General features: G+C 71.7%; 18 protein-coding genes and 1 pseudogene. 12 read left to right on the forward strand and 7 right to left on the reverse strand.

Features of this window, described 5'->3' with window-relative positions:
- Positions 1–75: 75 nt before the first annotated feature.
- Both secA and VGP36_19315 read left to right on the forward strand, forming a co-directional pair.
- Positions 76–2,562: pseudogene (gene secA, locus VGP36_19310) on the forward strand (preprotein translocase subunit SecA).
- 90 nt (positions 2,563–2,652) lie between these two features.
- On the forward strand, positions 2,653–2,889 hold the full coding sequence (locus tag VGP36_19315; GenBank protein HEV7656864.1) for an SEC-C metal-binding domain-containing protein: 237 nt from the start codon (positions 2,653–2,655) through the stop codon (positions 2,887–2,889).
- 55 nt (positions 2,890–2,944) lie between these two features.
- On the opposite strand, the gene VGP36_19320 is transcribed toward VGP36_19315, so the two are convergent.
- Entirely contained in the window at positions 2,945–3,421 is a 477-nt protein-coding gene (locus tag VGP36_19320) for an Rv3235 family protein (protein ID HEV7656865.1), read from the reverse strand.
- A gap of 210 nt (positions 3,422–3,631) precedes the next feature.
- Here VGP36_19320 and VGP36_19325 point away from each other — a divergent pair, with 210 nt between their 5' ends.
- Positions 3,632–4,177 (forward strand): hypothetical protein, encoded by a 546-nt coding sequence (locus VGP36_19325; protein HEV7656866.1) that lies wholly within the window; start codon positions 3,632–3,634, stop codon positions 4,175–4,177.
- A gap of 8 nt (positions 4,178–4,185) precedes the next feature.
- Here VGP36_19325 and VGP36_19330 read toward each other — a convergent pair whose 3' ends face one another.
- Positions 4,186–4,425, reverse strand: a complete 240-nt coding sequence (locus VGP36_19330) for a helix-turn-helix domain-containing protein (protein ID HEV7656867.1) — start codon at positions 4,423–4,425, stop codon at positions 4,186–4,188.
- A 158-nt stretch (positions 4,426–4,583) separates the two neighbouring features.
- On the opposite strand from VGP36_19330, the gene VGP36_19335 reads away from it, so the two are divergent.
- From VGP36_19335 to VGP36_19345, 3 genes are read left to right on the forward strand one after another with little or no spacing between them, the layout of a single operon-like run.
- Complete coding sequence (locus VGP36_19335) at positions 4,584–5,255, forward strand: SAF domain-containing protein (protein ID HEV7656868.1); 672 nt, start codon at positions 4,584–4,586, stop codon at positions 5,253–5,255.
- A complete protein-coding gene (locus tag VGP36_19340; GenBank protein HEV7656869.1) occupies positions 5,255–6,553 on the forward strand; it encodes a hypothetical protein in 1,299 nt (432 codons plus the stop codon). Before VGP36_19335 ends, VGP36_19340 begins: the two co-directional genes overlap by 1 nt.
- 49 nt (positions 6,554–6,602) lie before the next feature.
- On the forward strand, positions 6,603–7,244 hold the full coding sequence (locus tag VGP36_19345) for an HAD family phosphatase (protein HEV7656870.1): 642 nt from the start codon (positions 6,603–6,605) through the stop codon (positions 7,242–7,244).
- On the opposite strand, the gene VGP36_19350 is transcribed toward VGP36_19345, so the two are convergent.
- A complete protein-coding gene (locus VGP36_19350) occupies positions 7,241–9,016 on the reverse strand; it encodes an FAD-dependent monooxygenase (GenBank protein HEV7656871.1) in 1,776 nt (591 codons plus the stop codon). The genes VGP36_19345 and VGP36_19350 overlap by 4 nt on opposite strands.
- 203 nt (positions 9,017–9,219) lie before the next feature.
- On the opposite strand from VGP36_19350, the gene VGP36_19355 reads away from it, so the two are divergent.
- Genes VGP36_19355 through VGP36_19365 form a run of 3 tightly spaced genes read left to right on the forward strand, consistent with a single transcriptional unit; the run spans position 9,220 to position 12,097 of the window.
- Positions 9,220–10,611, forward strand: a complete 1,392-nt coding sequence (locus VGP36_19355) for a wax ester/triacylglycerol synthase family O-acyltransferase (protein ID HEV7656872.1) — start codon at positions 9,220–9,222, stop codon at positions 10,609–10,611.
- 17 nt (positions 10,612–10,628) lie between these two features.
- On the forward strand, positions 10,629–11,600 hold the full coding sequence (locus tag VGP36_19360) for a patatin-like phospholipase family protein (protein ID HEV7656873.1): 972 nt from the start codon (positions 10,629–10,631) through the stop codon (positions 11,598–11,600).
- Complete coding sequence (locus tag VGP36_19365; protein ID HEV7656874.1) at positions 11,600–12,097, forward strand: hypothetical protein; 498 nt, start codon at positions 11,600–11,602, stop codon at positions 12,095–12,097. Before VGP36_19360 ends, VGP36_19365 begins: the two co-directional genes overlap by 1 nt.
- A 10-nt stretch (positions 12,098–12,107) precedes the next feature.
- On the opposite strand, the gene def is transcribed toward VGP36_19365, so the two are convergent.
- On the reverse strand, positions 12,108–12,656 hold the full coding sequence (gene def / locus VGP36_19370) for a peptide deformylase (GenBank protein ID HEV7656875.1): 549 nt from the start codon (positions 12,654–12,656) through the stop codon (positions 12,108–12,110).
- 59 nt (positions 12,657–12,715) lie between these two features.
- On the opposite strand from def, the gene VGP36_19375 reads away from it, so the two are divergent.
- Positions 12,716–13,294 carry a helix-turn-helix domain-containing protein gene (locus tag VGP36_19375; GenBank protein HEV7656876.1) on the forward strand — a complete coding sequence of 193 codons (579 nt, stop codon included), beginning with the start codon at positions 12,716–12,718 and terminating at the stop codon, positions 13,292–13,294.
- 33 nt (positions 13,295–13,327) lie between these two features.
- On the opposite strand, the gene VGP36_19380 is transcribed toward VGP36_19375, so the two are convergent.
- Entirely contained in the window at positions 13,328–14,071 is a 744-nt protein-coding gene (locus VGP36_19380; GenBank protein HEV7656877.1) for a glycoside hydrolase family 16 protein, read from the reverse strand.
- A 39-nt stretch (positions 14,072–14,110) separates the two neighbouring features.
- Here VGP36_19380 and VGP36_19385 point away from each other — a divergent pair, with 39 nt between their 5' ends.
- Positions 14,111–14,902, forward strand: a complete 792-nt coding sequence (locus VGP36_19385; GenBank protein HEV7656878.1) for a TrmH family RNA methyltransferase — start codon at positions 14,111–14,113, stop codon at positions 14,900–14,902.
- A gap of 142 nt (positions 14,903–15,044) precedes the next feature.
- Here the strand turns inward: VGP36_19385 and VGP36_19390 are convergent, their stop codons facing one another.
- The gene (locus tag VGP36_19390; protein ID HEV7656879.1) at positions 15,045–15,539 is read right to left on the reverse strand and encodes a MarR family transcriptional regulator; all 495 of its coding nucleotides are present in this window, start codon (positions 15,537–15,539) and stop codon (positions 15,045–15,047) included.
- Between the two features lie 72 nt (positions 15,540–15,611).
- On the opposite strand from VGP36_19390, the gene VGP36_19395 reads away from it, so the two are divergent.
- The gene (locus VGP36_19395) at positions 15,612–17,420 is read left to right on the forward strand and encodes an LLM class flavin-dependent oxidoreductase (protein ID HEV7656880.1); all 1,809 of its coding nucleotides are present in this window, start codon (positions 15,612–15,614) and stop codon (positions 17,418–17,420) included.
- Positions 17,421–17,426: 6 nt separating this feature from the next.
- Here the strand turns inward: VGP36_19395 and VGP36_19400 are convergent.
- Positions 17,427–17,666: potassium transporter Kup (locus tag VGP36_19400; protein ID HEV7656881.1), on the reverse strand; the 240-nt coding region annotated here is incomplete at its 5' end.

Genomic DNA, 17,666 nt, shown 5'->3' on the forward strand with positions numbered 1-17,666 from the left:
TCGACACCCGGGGTGGTGTGTCATCCAGCCGCCTACGATGGTGTGGAGCCGTTTCGAGGGAGCTGACGTCGCACCGTGGTACTGAACAAGATCCTGCGCGCCGGGGAAGGCAAGATCGTCCGCCGGCTCAAGGCGATCGCCGAGCACATCAACACGCTCGAGCCCGACTACGCCGAGATGACCGACGCCGAGCTGCAAGCGCAGACGGACGTCTTCCGCGAGCGTTTGGCCGACGGCGAGACGTTGGACCACATCCTGCCCGAGGCGTACGCGGTCGTGCGTGAGGCTGCCAAGCGCGTCATCGGACAGCGGCACTTCGACGTCCAGATGATGGGCGGCGCCGCGCTGCACATGGGCTACATCGCCGAGATGAAGACCGGTGAGGGCAAGACGTTGGTGAGCACGCTCCCGGCGTACCTCAATGCGCTGTCCGGCGACGGCGTGCACGTGGTGACGGTCAACGACTACCTGGTGAAGTACCACGCGGAATGGATGGGCCGGATCCACCGCTTCCTCGGCCTCGAGGTCGGGATGATCCTGTCCCAGATGCCGCCGGTCGAGCGCCGGGCGGCGTACGCGGCGGACATCACCTACGGCACGAACAACGAGTTCGGCTTCGACTACCTCCGCGACAACATGTCCTGGAGCAAGGACGACCTGGTCCAGCGCGGGCACAAGTTCGCGCTCGTCGACGAGGTCGACTCCATCCTCATCGACGAGGCCCGGACGCCGCTGATCATCAGTGGCCCGGCCGAGCAGAGCGCGCGCTGGTATCAGGAGTTCGCGCGGCTGTCGCCGATGCTGAGGAAGGACGCCGACTACGAGGTCGAGGAGAGCAAGAGGACCGTCGCGATCACCGAGGCCGGTGTCGAGAAGGTCGAGGACCAACTCGGCATCGAGAACCTGTACGAGGCGGTCAACACGCCTCTCGTCGGTTACCTCAACAACGCGCTGAAGGCCAAGGAGCTCTACAAGCGGGACCGGGACTACATCGTCACCAACGGTGAGGTCCTCATCGTCGACGAGTTCACCGGCCGCGTGCTGCACGGGCGGCGCTACAACGAGGGCATGCACCAGGCCATCGAGGCCAAGGAAGGCGTGTCGATCAAGGACGAGAACCAGACCCTCGCCACGATCACGCTGCAGAACTACTTCCGCCTCTACGACAAGCTCGCCGGTATGACCGGTACGGCGCAGACCGAGGCCGCCGAGCTGCACCAGATCTACAAGGTCGGAGTGGTGCCGATCCCGACCAACCGGCCGATGGTCCGCGAGGACCAGGCCGACGTCGTCTACAAGACCGAGACGGCCAAGTTCAACGCCGTGGTGGAGGACATCGCCGACCGCGTCGAGGCCGGGCAACCGGTGCTCGTCGGTACCGCCAGCGTCGAGAAGTCCGAGCTGTTGTCCTCGATGCTGCTGCGCAAGGGCATCCCGCACGAGGTGCTCAACGCCAAGCAGCACGAGAAGGAAGCGACGATCGTCGCGCTCGCGGGCCGGGCCGGTGCGGTCACCGTCGCCACCAACATGGCCGGTCGCGGTACCGACATCGAGCTCGGCGGAAACAAGGAGTTCCTGGCCGACATGCACCTGCGCGAGCGCGGACTGTCGCCGACGGAGACGCCGGAGGAGTACGAGGCGGGGTGGGAGACGGCCCTCGAGGACGTCAAGGCGCAGGTCAAGAAGGAGCACGAGGAGGTCGTCAACGTCGGCGGTCTCTACGTGCTGGGCACCGAGCGGCACGAGTCCCGCCGCATCGACAACCAGCTGCGCGGCCGTTCGGGCCGGCAAGGTGACCCGGGCGAGTCCCGCTTCTACCTCTCCCTCGGCGACGACCTCATGAAGCGGTTCAACGCCGCCGCGGTCGAGGCGATCATGACCCGGCTGAACATGCCGGACGACGAGCCGATCGAGTCGAAGATGGTCTCCCGCGCGATCAGGTCCGCGCAGACCCAGGTCGAGCAGCAGAACTTCGAGATCCGCAAGAACGTCCTGAAATACGACGAGGTCCTCAACCGCCAGCGCACCGTCATCTACGACGAGCGCCGCCGCGTTCTGGAGGGCGCCGACCTGCAGGACCAGGTTGAGCACATGATCACTGACGTGACCGGCGGATACGTCGAGGGCGCCACCTCCGAGGGCTACCCGGAGGACTGGGACCTCGACCAGCTCTGGACCGCACTGCGCTCGCTCTACCCGGTCTCCGTCACCGTCGACGAGGTCATCGAGGAGGCCGGCGGCGACCGCAACGGCCTGTCCACCGAGCAGCTCAGCGAGCTCCTGATCGACGACGCGCACGCCGCGTACGAGGCCCGCGAGGAGGAGCTCGGCTCCGAGGTCATGCGTGAGCTCGAGCGGCGGGTCGTCCTGCAGGTGCTCGACCGCAAGTGGCGCGAGCACCTCTACGAGATGGACTACCTGCAGGAGGGCATCGGCCTGCGGGCGATGGCGCAGCGCGACCCGCTGGTGGAGTACCAGCGCGAGGGCTTCGACATGTTCAACGCGATGCTCGAGGCGATCAAGGAGGAGTCGGTCGGCTTCCTCTTCAACGTCGAGGTCGAGATCCAGCAACCGGTCGAGATCCAGCAACCGGTCGAGCAGGAGGATCCGGCCGAGGCCGCCGTCGACGGGCAGGCTCCGGCGGTCCCGGAGGTGGAGGCCCCCCCGGCCCGGCCCGCACCGGCGCTGACCGCGAAGGGCCTGCAGAACACCCACCGTTCGGACAACCTGCAGTACTCGGCGCCGACGCTGGACGCGTCCGAGCCGGAGAAGAGCGCGACGGGCGGTGCCTCCGTCTCCGGGGACGAGCCCGGGCGCAACGCGCCCTGCCCGTGCGGGTCGGGCAAGAAGTACAAGCGGTGCCACGGGGCTCCGGCCGCCGCCCACTGACCGCTGCCACCGCGGCCCCGGACCCGTACGGTCCGGGGCCGCGGTGTCTATGGGCTCACCCGATTTCCAGCGCGACCGCCCGCCACCGCCCGTCGAAGCCCTCCAGCCGGGTCGCGACGGCCGAGTAGGCCGCGCCGCGCAGCACGACCGCGGACACCTCCGCGACGCCGTCAGCCGGCTCGCTGGCCCGCACCGAGCGGATGAGCGGCACCGTCCCGGGTGGCGTCTGCCACCGGCTGTCGAAGCGCATCCGCGAGACCTGCGCGCGCACCGCCTGTGACGTCCACTCCTGCAACTGCGCCGACGGCCGCGACCCGGCCAGCGTCTCGATCACCGCCTGCAGGAACCGGGTCGCCCATGCCTCCGGCTCGGGCAGGTCGCGCCGTGAGGTCGGCTGCGGGTCGAAGAAGTCGATCTCGTGCTCGAACCGGCGCGGCGCCGGCTCCTCGAACGGCAACTCCTCCCGCTGCCGGATGACGCGCAGTGGGCCCTCCGGCATCTCGTCGTCGTACGGCGGCTCGAGCCGGGGCACGCGCCGGACGGTCGGGCGGCGCGGTCGGTCGGCCGGTGCGGGATCGATCGCAGGCATGGACACGGCGTAGCCCTCCACGGGTGGCGAGGTCGGCGGGCGACTGTGCCGCTTGCCCTCGTACGGATGCGTTTGCGTCTGTTTGCTTTGTAGGCTGGGCAAAGCCATTCGTCAAGGGTGATACTGCGTAAATCCGGACGAAAGTGGAAGGCCATGCGCTGGATGTACTTGTTCGCGGACCTCGAAGCCCAAGCGGCAGCGGCGGCGAAGGCGGAACGTGACGGCGAGGTTGCCGAGCGCGTTCGCATCGAGACCGGCCGGATCACCCTGCTAGCCCGGCTCACCGGGGCGGTCGGCCACGCCATCTCCCTGCGCTGCATCGGACTCGGGCACTGCAACGGCCGCCTCGACCAGGTCGGCCGGGACTGGCTGCTCATCACCGAGCCGAGCGGCCTCGAGACGCTCGTGCCCATGTGGTCGCTGCTCGGCGTCGGCGGACTCGGACGGCACTCGACCGAGGTCGAGACGAGCCCGGTCGAGCTCGGCCTGCGCTCCGCGTTGCGCGGGGTCGTCCGGGACCGGTCGCCGGTCCGGCTGGTGCTCACCGACGGCACGCCGGTCGACGGGACGCTCGATCGCGTCGGCGCGGACTACGTCGAGATCGCCGAGCATCCCCTGGGTGAGCCGCGCCGGCCGGGCGTGATCCGGGGCGTCCGGACGGTGCCGCTGGCCGGCGTGGCGGCCCTGCGCCGATGGTGAGCCGCGGGTCAGTCGGGCGGCAGTGGCTCGTCGCGTCCGAGCGGGTGGGCCTCGACGAAGGCGCGGGTCTCGGTGTACATGCGCTCGATGTAGCCCTCGAGCTGCTGGCGCTCGACCCGCCACTGTCCGCGGCCGCCGATCTTGATGGCGGGCAGCGCACCGCTGCGGACCAGTGCGTACGTCTGCGACGCGGAGATGTTCAACACTTCGGCGACATCACTGAGGGTGAGAAAGCGGTCGGGGGTCATCGCATCCTTCCGGCGACATCTCGGGTCGACCCACGCTCAGTGTGGCATTGACGCCGCTCTGGTGACGGAGCGACGTCGCCGCGGTCCAGTCCGACGTAGTACGCAAAAGGGATCGTACCGGTGTATAACATCCCTGACTCACCGGAGAGGAGCTCTCATTGGACACCCCGCCGCCTTCGCCTCCCGCCCGCCGGCTGCGCCCACCGACCTGGATCAACGCCCGGGTGATCGTCGGCGTCCTACTGGTCGCTGGCTCTGTGGTCGCGGGCTCGGCGACCGTCACCGCGGCGGACCGCTCGGTGCGGGTGTGGGCGCTGACCCGGGACGTGGCCGCCAGCACGGTGCTCTCGGCCCAGGACGTCCGGCCCGCCCGAGTGCGGCTGTTCGACACCGCGCCGCGCTACCTGAGCACCACGCGGTCCCCGGCCGGACGGACGGTCACCCGGGCCCTGTCCGCCGGTGAGCTGCTGCCGGTCACCGCGGTACGGACCGGCGACCCGGCGCTCGTGGTCAACCTGCCGGTCCGGCCGGAGAACGCGCCCTCCCTACAGCGCGGCCAGGCCGTCGAGGTCTGGGCCGGGACCAAGGACTGCGGTCCGCGCCGGGTGCTGGCCTCGGCCGCCGTCCAGGACGTCCGCACCGACGGCTCCGGCGCGCTGGCTACCGGCACCGGGCTGCTGCAGGTCGTCCTCCGGGTCGGCCGGGCGGATGCGGACCGGCTGCTGGCGGTGCTCGGGGTCGATTCCACGATCCGGCTGGTGGTGGTCGACGGTGCACCGGCCGGCGCATCGGTCACGCCCTGCGACCGGGACGGCGGGACCCAGCCGTGATGCGGATACCGGTCGTCACGGCGATGCCGGGCGCACCCTGGGAACCGGACCTGGTGGTCGCGCTGGAGAGGGGGGACCACGGTGTGACCGTCGTCGGGCGCTGTGTGGACCTGCCCGAGCTGCTGGCCTCGGCGGCCGTCGGAACGGCCCGGGCGGTGCTGTTGTCGGCGGACCTCGGCGGGCTCGACCGCGAGGCGGTGAGCCGGCTGGGCTCCTCCGGGGTGGTCGCGATCGGGCTGACCGCCGCGGGCGACGCGGCTGCGGAGACCCGGCTGCGGCGGGCCGGCGTACCGCGGGTGCTGCCGATCGACGCGGGTGCCGCCGAGGTGGCCCGGGTGGTCATCGAGGCGGTCGCCGACGGTGTCGCCGCCGACAGCGGTTGGTTCGCGGATCCGGCGGCCGCGCTGCCCGTTCTCGGTCCGCCGGCGCGGACCCCGATGCCGGCTCGCGGGCGGGGCCGGGTGCTGGCCGTCTGGGGACCGACCGGCGCGCCCGGGCGTACGACGGTCGCGATCGGCGTCGCCGACGAAGCCGCCCGGCTCGGCGTCTCGACGTTGCTCGTGGACGCCGACCCGTACGGCGGGACGGTCGCGCAGACGCTCGGACTGCTGGACGAGTCGGCCGGGCTGGCGTTGGCCTGCCGGGATGCGGTCGCCGGCCGGCTGGATCCGACCCGGCTGGCCCAGCAGAGCCGCCAATTGCGGCCGAACCTGCGCGCGCTGACCGGGATCACCCGCGCCGACCGCTGGCCCGAGCTGCCGCCCGTGGCCGTGCAGGCCGCTCTGGCCCAGGCCCGGCACCTGTCCGCGCTCACCGTCGTCGACTGCGGGTTCTGCCTGGAACAGGACGAGGAACTCTCGTACGACACGGCCGCGCCGCGGCGGAACGGCTCGACCCTGGCCGTGCTGGAGTCGGCCGACACGGTGGTGTGCGTGGGCGCGGCCGATCCGGTCGGGCTGCAGCGGCTCATCCGGGCGCTGGACGAACTGCGGGAGGTGCTGCCCGGAGCCGCGCCGCTGGTCGTGGTGAATCGCGTACGGGCGACGGTGCTCCCGGGCGAGCCGCAGCGCGAGATCGCCGCCGCGTTGCAGCGCTGGGCCGGGATCGACGCGGCCGCCTACCTGCCGGCCGCGCCGGCGGTGCTTGATCTGGCCATGCGGACCGGGGCGACGCTGGCCGAGGCGGCCCCGGTGAGCCCGCTGCGTCGGGCCATGGCCGAGCTCGCCCGGCAGCTGACCGGCGCACCCGACCCGGCACCGAAACGTCGCCGGCTGCTCAGCCGAGCGCCGGCCAGATGAGCCGACCCCGGCTGTCCACGAGGGACGGTCGTCAGGTAGTTGTGAGGGTGTGGCTGCTGAGCTGCGGGGCCTGCTCGTCGACTACGGCGGCGTGCTGACCAACCCGCTGTCGGAGTTCATCGGTGCGTGGACGCGGCGGGAGGGCGTCGACTCCGACCGGTTCTCCGAGCTGATGCGACGCTGGCTCGGCCCCGACTCCACCAGCAACCCCGTCCACGACCTGGAGACCGGACGGGTCGACGCGGCCGAGTTCGAACGGCTGCTCGCGGCCGAGCTGGCCGGGTCGTCCCCGGCCGACGCCGACCGGACGGCCGGAATGCTCACCCGCATGTTCTCCGGTATGGAGGTCGTGCCGACCATGATCGACACGGTCCGGGCGGCCCGGGTCGCCGGCATCCGCACCGGTCTGCTGTCGAACTCCTGGGGCCTGGACTACGTCCGCGACGGCTGGGACACGCTCTTCGACGCAGTCGTGATCTCCGGCGAGGTCGGGCTGCGCAAGCCCGACCCCGCCATCTTCGTGCTCGCCGCCGAGCGGCTCCGGCTGCCGGCGGAGCAGATCGTCTTCGTCGACGATCTGCGGCCCAACGTCCGGGCGGCGGCCGCCGCGGGCATGGTCGGCGTCCACCACGTCGACGTCGACACGACCGTCGGCGAACTGGAGATCCTGCTCGGCACGTCTCTGCGCTAGACCTCCCGCTGCAGGACGGCGGCCAGTGCGTCGGACAGCCAGCCGTGCGCGTGCTGTGCCGACTCGGGAGCGGTCAGCGCGCGTGCCGCGATGTGCAGGTCCGGCCGGACCAGCAGCACGCCGCCGTCGTCGATCTCGCGCAGGTCGGCCCAGGTCCCGTACGGGTCCTCGTACGGCTGGCCCGGGCCGATCGAGATCGGCGTGATCGTCATACCGAGCTTGTCGGCCAGCTGGCCCGCCGCCTCCAGCCAGGCCTCGCCGCCAATCCCGGTGACCACGCTGAACGCGCCGTGCCCGGCGAGGTCGAGCGTCGAGGTCCGCAGGCCGCCCTCCGTCACCCAGGTATGCGGCAGCTTCGCGCCCGGCCAGGTCGTCGGCTGCGCGAACAGCTCGCGGTCACGGGTGAAGTCGGGCTCGGGAGAGCCGTCGGGCACGACCGCGGCCGAGGCGTACCGGTGGTTGTGCTCCACACCGTGCGCATCGAACTCGTACGCCTTATACGCGATCGCGTCCCGCAGCGCGCCGCGAATGCGCTCGCCCTCCGGACCCGGCGCCTTACGCAGGTCGAGCTGCCGCTGCAGCTTGGCCACGTCGGTGGTGTCGGACAGCTCCAGCGCAGCCAGGATCTTGCCGGTGTCGCCGATGCTCTTGTTCGCCCGCTCGACGATCTGCCGGGCCACCGGCGCACGCTCTACGTCGTACGTGTCGAGCAGACCGGGGGAGGCGACGCCCTTCACCACGTGTGCGAGCTTCCAGGCCAGGTTGTAGGCGTCCTGGATCGAGGTGTTGGAGCCCAGCCCGTTGGTCGGGGGGTGGCGGTGCACGGCGTCGCCGGCGCAGAACACCCGTCCGCGCCCGATGGTCTTGGCGAACTGGTGGTTGACCGTCCACGGCGACGCGGACTGCACCCGCATCTCGAAGTCCTCGGTGCCGACGAGGTTGACGGCGAGCTCGCGGATGAAGTCGTCGGTGAAGCTCGGCGGCCCGGCGGCCACCTCGTACCCCCACATGAGCATCCACTCGTTCCACGGCTTGATCATCCGCAGCACACCCAGACCGACGCCCTCACGTTCGGCGCCCGGCTGCAGCATCCAATAGAGCACCGACGGGCGGTGCGCCACGAAGCGGGAGAGGTCGGCCTCGAAGACGATGCTCATCGAGCCGCCGACCGCGCCCGGACCCTCGAAGGGCAGGTCCAGATCGGCCGCGACCTTGCTGCGCGCGCCGTCGGCGCCGACCAGGTATTGGGAACGGATCGCGTATTCGCCACCGGTGAGGCGGTCCCGCACGATCGTCGTGACACCGTCGGCGTCCTGCGTGTGGCTGAGGTATTCGGTGTCGAACCGGACCCGGGTGCCCCGTTCCTGAGCGGCCTGCATCATCACCGGCTCGGTGATCGTCTGCGGCGCGTCGAGCATGGTGCACGGACTCTGCAGCTCGTAGTTCGCGTGCCGGATGGTGTCGGTGCCCCAGGACGGGATCCGTCCGAGTTCCTCGCCGGCCAGGCTCGTGCAGAACGTCGTGTTGCCCATCAGCTCCCAGGGCGTCGCCTCACGCATCAACCGGGCCTCGACGCCCACGTCGCGCATCGTCTCCATCGTGCGTTGGTTGGTGATGTGCGCGCGGGGGCTGTCCGACAGCCGGTTGTACTTGGTGACCAGCATCGTCGAGGTCCCGTAGGTCGCCAGGAACAGCGCGGCGGCCGCGCCGGCCGGTCCGGACCCGACCACGAGGACGTCGGTCTCCACCTGGGGCTGTGCCGCTGTCGTCATCGCAATCCAATCTGCAAGCACGGTGAGGGCGTTCGGACGTCACGGTGCTCGACCGGTACATGCGGTTGCAAGTATCGATACGCAATCTGTGGACAACTTCGCAGCTTGTGGACGGCCACCGACGCTCTTCCTGCCTGCATGTCACGATGGTCGTGCTTCAGCGGGCCATCCGGTCCGCGGCGGACTGCGAGGAGGGGCGTCCCATGCCTGATCGCCTGAGCGCCCTCGACGTCTCCTTCCTCTACATGGAGGAGCCGACCACGCCGATGCACGTCGGCGGCCTCCTGGTCTTCGAACCACCCTCCGAGGGCTTCGACTACGACCGCCTCGTGCAGCTGATCGAGCAGCGGATCAACCTCGTCCCGCGCTATCGGCAGAAGATCCGCTGGGTGCCCGGTCACCTGGCCAACCCGGTCTGGGTGGACGACGCCGACTTCGACGTCACCTTCCACGTGCGGCGCTCGGCGCTGCCACGGCCGGGCTCGGACGCGCAGCTGCGTGAGCTGGTGAGCCGGTTGATGTCCCGCCGGCTTGACCGCAACCGCCCCCTCTGGGAGATGTACCTGGTGGAGGGGCTGGAGGGTGGCCGGATCGCGGTCATCAGCAAGACCCACCACGCGATGGTCGACGGCGTCAGCGCGGTCGACATCGGCCAGGTGATCCTGGACGTCTCCCCGACCCCGCGGGACCTGCCGGACGACCTCTGGATGCCGGCTCCGCCGCCCGGCATGGTCGGCCTGGTCACCGACGCCGTGACCGAGCTGGTCCGGCGGCCGACCGCGGTCGCCGACACCGTCCGGATGGGCGTGCTCGACATCCGCAGCACTGCGGGGAAGCTGATCGGCGCCGTGGGCGGTCTGGCCGCCGCGGCCCGGGTCGCCGCCCGGCCGGCGCCGTCCACGCCGATGAACGTGCCCATCGGCGAGCAGCGTCGCTTCGGCGTCGCGCGAACGGATCTCGACGATTACAAGCGGGTCCGCAAGCAGCACGGCGGGACCGTGAACGACGTCGTGCTCGCGACCGTGGCCGGCGCCTTACGGGGCTGGCTGCTGTCGCGGGGCGAGGCGGTGACCGCGTCCACGACGATGCGCGCGTTGGTGCCGGTGTCGGTGCGGACCGACGAGCAGCGCGGTACGGCGGGAAACCGCGTCTCGTCCTACCTGGTGGATCTGCCAGTGGGGGAGCCGGACCCGGTGGTCCGGCTGTCCCAGGTCAGCTTCGCGATGAAGGCGCACAAGGAGTCCGGCCAGTCGGTCGGCGCAGACGCGCTGGTCGCGCTGGGCGGCTTCGCGCCCCCGACGCTGCACTCGCTCGGCGCCCGGGCCGCCAACGGGTTCACCCGCCGCCTTTTCAATCTCGTCGTCACCAACGTCCCTGGCCCGCAGTTCCCGCTGTATGCGGGAGGAGCGCAGCTGCTGGAGTTGTTCCCGGTCGTTCCACTGGCCCGGGGCCAAGGCCTGAGCATCGGGCTGACGTCCTACAACGGCCGTGTCTACTACGGGCTCAATGCCGACCGGGACTCGCTGCCGGACGTGGACGTGATCGGGTCGTTGCTGGAGGAGTCGCTGTCCGAGCTCGTGGACACGGTCGAATGACGGCGAAGGGTGACGGCGTGCGGCGCGGTCTGGTTCTCGGCGCGGGTGGGTTGCTCGGCCTCACCTGGATGACTGCGGCGCTGCACGCACTGGAGGCGGAGGAGGGCTTCGACGCCCGGGACGTCGAAGTCTGCATCGGGACGTCGGCCGGCTCGGTCATGGCGGCTCTGCTCGGTTGCGGGATCGGCGTCGACGTGGCGCTGCGCCACCAGCAGGGCACCCCGCTGCCGTCCGACCCGGACATCAGCTGGGACTACGACCGTGACAGCGGCGGCGCGGTGCCGCCTCGGCCGGGTCTCGGCGTCGGCTCACCCCGGTTGCTGCTTGAGGCCGCCCGGCACCCGCGGCGGGTGCCGCCGATGGCGGCGTTCTCGGCCGCGCTGCCGCGCGGGCGCGGCACCCTCCAGCCGCTGCACCGGATGATCGAGCATGTCTCGGCGCCGCTCGACGCCGGTGGCTGGCCCTCGATGCCGCGGGCCTGGATCGTCGCGATGGACTACGGCGCCGGGATCCGGACGGCGTTCGGGCGGCCGGGATCGCCGCCGGCCACGCTCGCTGACGCGGTCACCGCCTCCTGTGCGATCCCGGGGTGGTATGCACCGGTCGTGATCAACGGGGATCCGTACGTGGACGGCGGGACGCTGTCACCGACCTCGCTCGACCTGCTGACCGGCGCCGGCCTCGACGAGGCGTACGTGCTGGCGCCGATGGCGTCCTTCGCCTACGACCGGCCGCGCTCACCGATGGCGCGGGCGGAGCGGCGCTGGCGGCGGCTGGTGACCAGGCGGGTGCTGGCGGACGCCGAGGCGCTGCGCCGGTCGGGTACGGCGGTGACGCTGCTCGGGCCGGGGCCGGAGGATCTGGAGTCGATCGGGGCCAACCTGATGGACCCGCGGCGGCGCCAAGCCGTGCTGGCGACGGCGTTGCGCACCAGCGCGGCGGCTCTGCGCCATGGCGGGCCGGAACTGAGAACGGGGGCGGTGAGCTGATGCGGGTCTACTTCCCGGCGACGACCCAGACGCTGCGCGAGCTGATCGACGCGGGCGAGCTCGGGCCGGCGCCGCTGACCGGCTTCGCGGTGACCCCGCAGCTGCGGGAGTGGTATCGGGACAGCGACCTGGACGAGCTGGAGTATGCGGCTCTTCTGGACGCCGCCCGGGGTTCGCTCCGGCTGCTCGACCAGGATCCGGGCGCGGTGCCGCGGCGGGCAGTTGTGGCCGCGGACATCCCGGAGGAGGAGGTCACGCTGCGGCCCGACCTCGACCGGGCGGTGGTCCGGGTGTCGCAGACCGTGCCGCTCAAGCTCGTCGCGGCCGTGCACATCGACGGCACCGAGGCTGAGAAGGCGGTGGCGGCGGCGGTGGCCGTGGTGCTGGAGGCCGACCTCGGCAGCGACGACGCGAAGTTCGTGGTCGACGGAGCCGAGGGTTACGAGCTGCTCTGGTACGCCAACCAGGAAGTCGGACCGCTCCTCGATCTCCTCTGACGAGAGCCCGTCAGCGGAACGGGTTGGGTGCTGCGTGCGGGCTGATCTTCACACGGGGCACGCCGTCCTGGGCCCAGGACGCCTCGCGTAGGGCGCGCAGGGCGGCGCGGCGGCGGGCGGTGTCCATCCGGTCGATGAACAGGACGCCGTCCAGATGGTCGGTCTCGTGCTGGAGACAGCGCGCCAGGTGTCCGGTCCCGACGATCTGTAGCGGGTCGCCGCGGTCGGAGAAGCCGCGGGCGACGACGTTCTGCCGGCGGATCGTGTCGAAGTAGAGCCCCGGCATCGAGAGGCAGCCCTCGGGGCCGTCCTGCTCCTCGTCGTCGGGGAAGTCGAGCTCGGGGTTGACCAGCCCGCCCTCGACGCCGTCGACGTGGAATGTGAAGACCCGCAGACCAACACCGAGTTGCGGCGCCGCCAGGCCCGAACCCTGCTCGTCGTAGAGCGTGTCGTGCAGGTCGCGGACCAGCCGCCGCAGCTCCGCATCGAACGCCACCACCGGATCCGCCGCCGTCGCCAGCACCGGGTCCCCGAACAGGCGGATCGGCAGAATGGTCATCGACACTCCTCCTCGGAGCCACTTTGACGGCAGGTTTGCAAACAAGCATAGTTTGCAACGTGGGATCCGGGGAGCGGTGGGTGCAGCCGCGGGACCGGGCCGTGGCCGCGTTGCTGGATCACCCGGTGCGGGCCCGTCTGCTGGAGCTGCTCACCCGCGTCGGCACGGTGACCGCGACCGAGGCGGCTCGCGAGCTCGGCGGGAACTCGGGGCTGCATTCGTTCCACCTGCGGCAGCTCGAGCGGTACGGGCTGGTCGAGGAGGTGCCCGGCCGGACCGGCCGTCGACGGCCCTGGCGCCTGGTCGACCCGAGTCGTCCCGGCCACCCCGAGCACGCGGACCCGGCCGACCAATCGGGCCGCCGGGACCTCGACCTGCTCGCCCGCGGGCTGGAGGACGAGAGCTACCAGCGCTGGCTCGCCGCCCGCGACCGCGCACCGCGCCGGTGGCAGCACGACGAGGCGTTCAGCCAGGTCCTCTACCTCACCCCGGCCGAGCTGCGCGATGTCGGCGCCGTGATCCGCCGGGCCGTCGCCCGGTACGGCGACCGCGAGGAGTCACCGGCCCACCGGCCACCTGGCGCCGCCCCGGTCGCGGTCGTCGCCCGCCTCTTTCCCCTCCTCGACCCCGACGAGTAGGCAGCAGGACCTGCCGGCCGGCGGAGGCACCGCTCAGTCGGCGCGGAGGTGGTCGATGGTGAGGTCGGGGACGGCGTCGGCGTCGTCGCCGGCGGAGCGGTCCGGGAAGTCGAACACCGCGACCATCATCTGCATCGGGTAGTCCGGTGGCCGCGGGCAGCTACGGATCACCGCGCCGTCCACGGAGAAGGTCGCCGCCGTCGGTGTCCAGTCCACGGTGTAGTCGTGGAACTCGGCCACGTCGATCGGGAGTCGTACGGCCTCGAAGTCCTCGGTGATGTTCGGATCCCGGAACGGATGCAGGCCCATGCCGACCGCGGCCGAGCCCGGCTGCACCGCGTCTCCGAAGACCTCGAAGACGCAGATCTCGGCGCAGCGCTCCGGCTGGTCCTCCAGGCCGACCATCCACCAGGCCGCCATCGAGCGCGGCGTGATCGTCATCCGCGCCCGCATCGACAGCCGGCCGTAGCGCGGGGTGAAGCCGGCGAAGAACTCCTGCTCCTCCCGTACCACCGAGCCGCCCTCGAGTGGTTGCTGGCCGATCGTGCTGCCGACCGGGCCGGAGAAGTTGCCGGTCTGGATCCCGGACAGCCGCAGCGGCGTCGGGTGCTCGGCCGGCATCCAGGGTCCGTGCTCGGGCGGGATGAACAGCCGCAGGCACGAGTCGCGGAGCTCGTAGACGGCGGCGGTCTCGGCCCGCGAGCTCCAGGCCGGCAGGTAGTGCGGCAACCAGACGGACAGGTCGAGGTCCGGCGCGTCGAACTCGTCGGCGAACATGCTGCGGATCCTGCCGGGCCGCACCGACAGAATGGGCCGGTGCGCCGGATCACCACCCGCAACGCGGCCTTCCAACAGTGGCAGGCGCTGCTGTCCAACCGGACCAAGCGGCAGCGGGCGGGTGAGTTCCTGGTTCAGGGCGTCCGTCCGATCACGCTGGCGGCCGAGCACGGGTGGGAGATCCGGACCCTGCTGCACGCCGGCGGGACGCGGTCGCGCTGGGCCGAGGACCTGCTGGCCCGGTACGAGCACGTCGCCCTCGCGCCGGAGATGTTGCAGGAGCTCGGCGGCAAGGACGAGCAGGAGCTGATCGCGGTCGTCGGCCTGCGGGCGGACCGCCTGGACCGGATCGCGCCGCGGCCGGACCTGCTCGTGGTCGTCTTCGACCGTCCCACCACGCCCGGCAACATCGGCACGCTGGTCCGCTCCGCCGACGCGTTCGGCGCGCACGGGGTGATCGTGACCGGGCACGCCGCCGATCCGTACGATCCTCGGGCGGTGCGGGCGAGTACGGGCTCGTTGTTCGCGATCCCGGTGGTGCGGGTGCCGAGCCATCGCGAAGTGCTGGAATGGAGCGACGCCCGTGTCGTCGCGACCGACGAGCATGGCGACGCAGATCTCGCCGATGTCGACCTGACCGGGCCCACGCTTGTCCTGATCGGCAACGAGACGAACGGTCTGTCGGCAGCGTGGCGCGAGGCGGCGCAGACGACCGCGCGGATCCCGATCACCGGCGCGGCGAGCTCGCTCAACGCCGCGACCGCCGGCACGGTCGTCCTTTACGAGGCCGCCCGCCAGCGCGCGGTTCGCCCGCAGACACCCGGCCGGTGAGCGTCGCGCGGCGCCGGCGCGCAGACCTGACGACAGTGTTCAGCGCAGGCGGCCGAGGGCGTGAGAGGCGGCGCCGGCGGGCGACGGGGTCAGTGGCGGCGACGGGTGAGTGGCGGCGACGGGGTCAGTGGCGGAGACGGGGTCAGTGGCGGGCGGAGTGGCGGGGGCGGGCGCCGTCGAGGTCCTCGACCATGGCGCACGCGTCGGTGACCGGGTCGAGCTCCTGGGCCCGGAGCGCCAGCGTGCGCAGCAGCGTGCGGAAGCGGTCGCGGTCCTGGCCCGTCAGCGGCGCCAGGACGTGGTCCTCGGCCCGGGCCAGCCGGGTCCGCAGTTGCTCCCAGCGCGCCCGGCCCGCCTCGGTCGCGACGATCTGCTTGTTGCGGCGGTCGTCGGGCACCGGCCGGCGGGCGACCAGGCCGGCCGCCTCCAGGTCGTCCACCAGGTATGTCATCACGGTCCGGTCGATGCCGAGGCGCTGAGCCAGCACGCCCTGCGCGACCGGCAGCTCCTGCGCCGCCGCCGCCAGCACCTGGAACCCGCGCGGGCCGCCGGGCAGCTCGCTGACCAGCGCCTCGGCGGTGCGGACGTACGTGCGGAAGACCACGCCGAGGGACCAGCCGAGGTCGTCGTCGAGCATGTGATCAGGCTATCAAGAAGACGTTCTGTGCGACCACTCGTCTGTCTGGCATACGATCTCGGTGTGGATCTCATGTTCGGCAGTTTCCTGACCCCGTCCGCCGACGACCCGGATCGGGTGGTCGCGCTGGCGCAGCTGAGCGAGCAGCTCGGGCTGGATCTGGTCAGCGTGCAGGACCATCCGTACCAGGCCCGGTTCTTGGACACCTGGACGCTGCTGTCGGTGATCGCGGCCAGCACGCAGCGGATCACCGTCGCCCCGAACGTGGCCAACCTGCCGCTGCGGCCGCCGGCGGTGCTCGCCCGCAGCGTCGCCAGCCTGGACCTGCTCACCGGCGGGCGGGTCGAGCTCGGCCTCGGCGCCGGCGGGTTCTACGACGCGATCGCGGCCGTCGGCGGCCCGCGGTTGACCGCGAAGTCCGCGGTCGACGCGCTCGACGAGGGCATCCGGATCATCCGTGCGGTCTGGGACGTCGGCGGCGGCACGATCCGTCTCGAGGGCGAGCACTACCGGGTCTGGGGTGCGCACCCGGGGCCGGCTCCGGCGCACGATGTCGGGATCTGGATCGGCTCGTACAAGAAGCGGATGCTCGGGCTGACCGGGCGGCTCGGGGACGGCTGGCTGCCCAGCAGTCCGTACGCGGCGCCGGATGTGCTGCCGGGCATGAACCGCACGATCGACGAGGCGGCCGAGGAGGCCGGGCGCGACCCGGCCGGGATCCGGCGGCTCTACAACATCGCCGGGACGTTCGCGCCGCGCGGTACCGGGTTCCTGCAGGGGCCGGCCGAGATGTGGGCCGAGCAACTGGCCGAGCTCGCGCTGACCCAGCGGTTCACCGGCTTCATCGTGATGGGCGACGATCCCGAACTGCTCCGCCGGTACGCCGGCGAGGTCGTCCCCGCGGTCCGCGAGCTCGTCGCCGCCGAGCAAGCCGCCGAGCACGCCGCCGAGCAAGCTGCCGAGCAAGCCGCCGAGCAGGCGGCCCGGCAAGCCGACGGGCTGGCGGCCGAGCCGGCCGCCGACAGGGTCGCGGCCGAGCGAGCCGACCGGCAGGCCGCCGGGCAGCCAGCCGGGCAGTCGGCCAAGCGGTCTGCCGGGCAGCCCGCCAGGCAGTCGGCCAAGCGGTCTGCCGGGCAGTCGGCTGGGCAGTCAGCCAGGGACGCCGATGGGCGGCCAGCCGGGCAGACCGTCGGGCAGTCGGCCGAGGACGCCGACGGGCAGGCTGTCGGGCAAGCAGCCGAGTCGATCCCGGCAACAGCCGCGGCGGAGCGGCTGTATGCGGACGGTTTTCGAGTCACGCCCACCCCGGACGACGGCGTACGGCTGTCCGACCTGCGGGTGTGGGACGAGTCCGCGAGGCCGGCCGGCCCGAACCCGGACCCCGCCCGCGAGTACACCGCGCACGAGATCGCCACCGGCCGGCACCTGATCCAGGTCCACGACGGCCTGCGTGAGGAACTGACCCGCATCCGCGACCTCATCGAGCAGGTCTCCACCGGCGCGACCGACCCGGGCGTGGCTCGCGACCACATCAACCAGATGACGATCCGGCAGAACAACTGGACCGTCGGCGTCTACTGCGAGTCGTACTGCCGGGTGGTCACGACGCACCACACGATCGAGGACCAGAGCGTCTTCCCGCACCTGCGCCGGGCCGACCCGCGGCTGGTCCCGGTGATCGACCGCCTGCAGGAGGAGCACGTCGCGATCCACGGCGTGCTGGAGCAGGTCGACCGGGCGCTGGTCGCGTTCGTGGCCGGGCCGGACGGGATCAAGGAGCTGCGCGCGGCCGCGGACCTGCTGACCGACACGCTGCTGAGCCACCTCGCGTACGAGGAGCGCGAGCTCGTGGAGCCCTTGGCGCGCCTGAGCTTCTACTAGGTCGACCTAGACGTCGACGTCGGAACCCATGACGACGGTGCGGCTGCGGGGGAGTCCGAAGAACTCGGCCGGGTCGCCGGCGTTGTGGGCCAGCACGATGAACAGCTGCTTGCGCCAGTGGCTCATCCCCGGCCCGTCGGTGCGGCGCAACGCCCCGCGGGACAGGAAGTACGACGCCTCCTGAGCGTCCACTTCGGACGAGACGAGCCCCTCCGCGGCGGCGCGGCCGACCGCGCCGGGGAGGTC

This window comes from Mycobacteriales bacterium (assembly GCA_035995165.1).
In the GTDB taxonomy this organism is placed as follows: Bacteria; Actinomycetota; Actinomycetes; order Mycobacteriales; family CADCTP01; genus CADCTP01.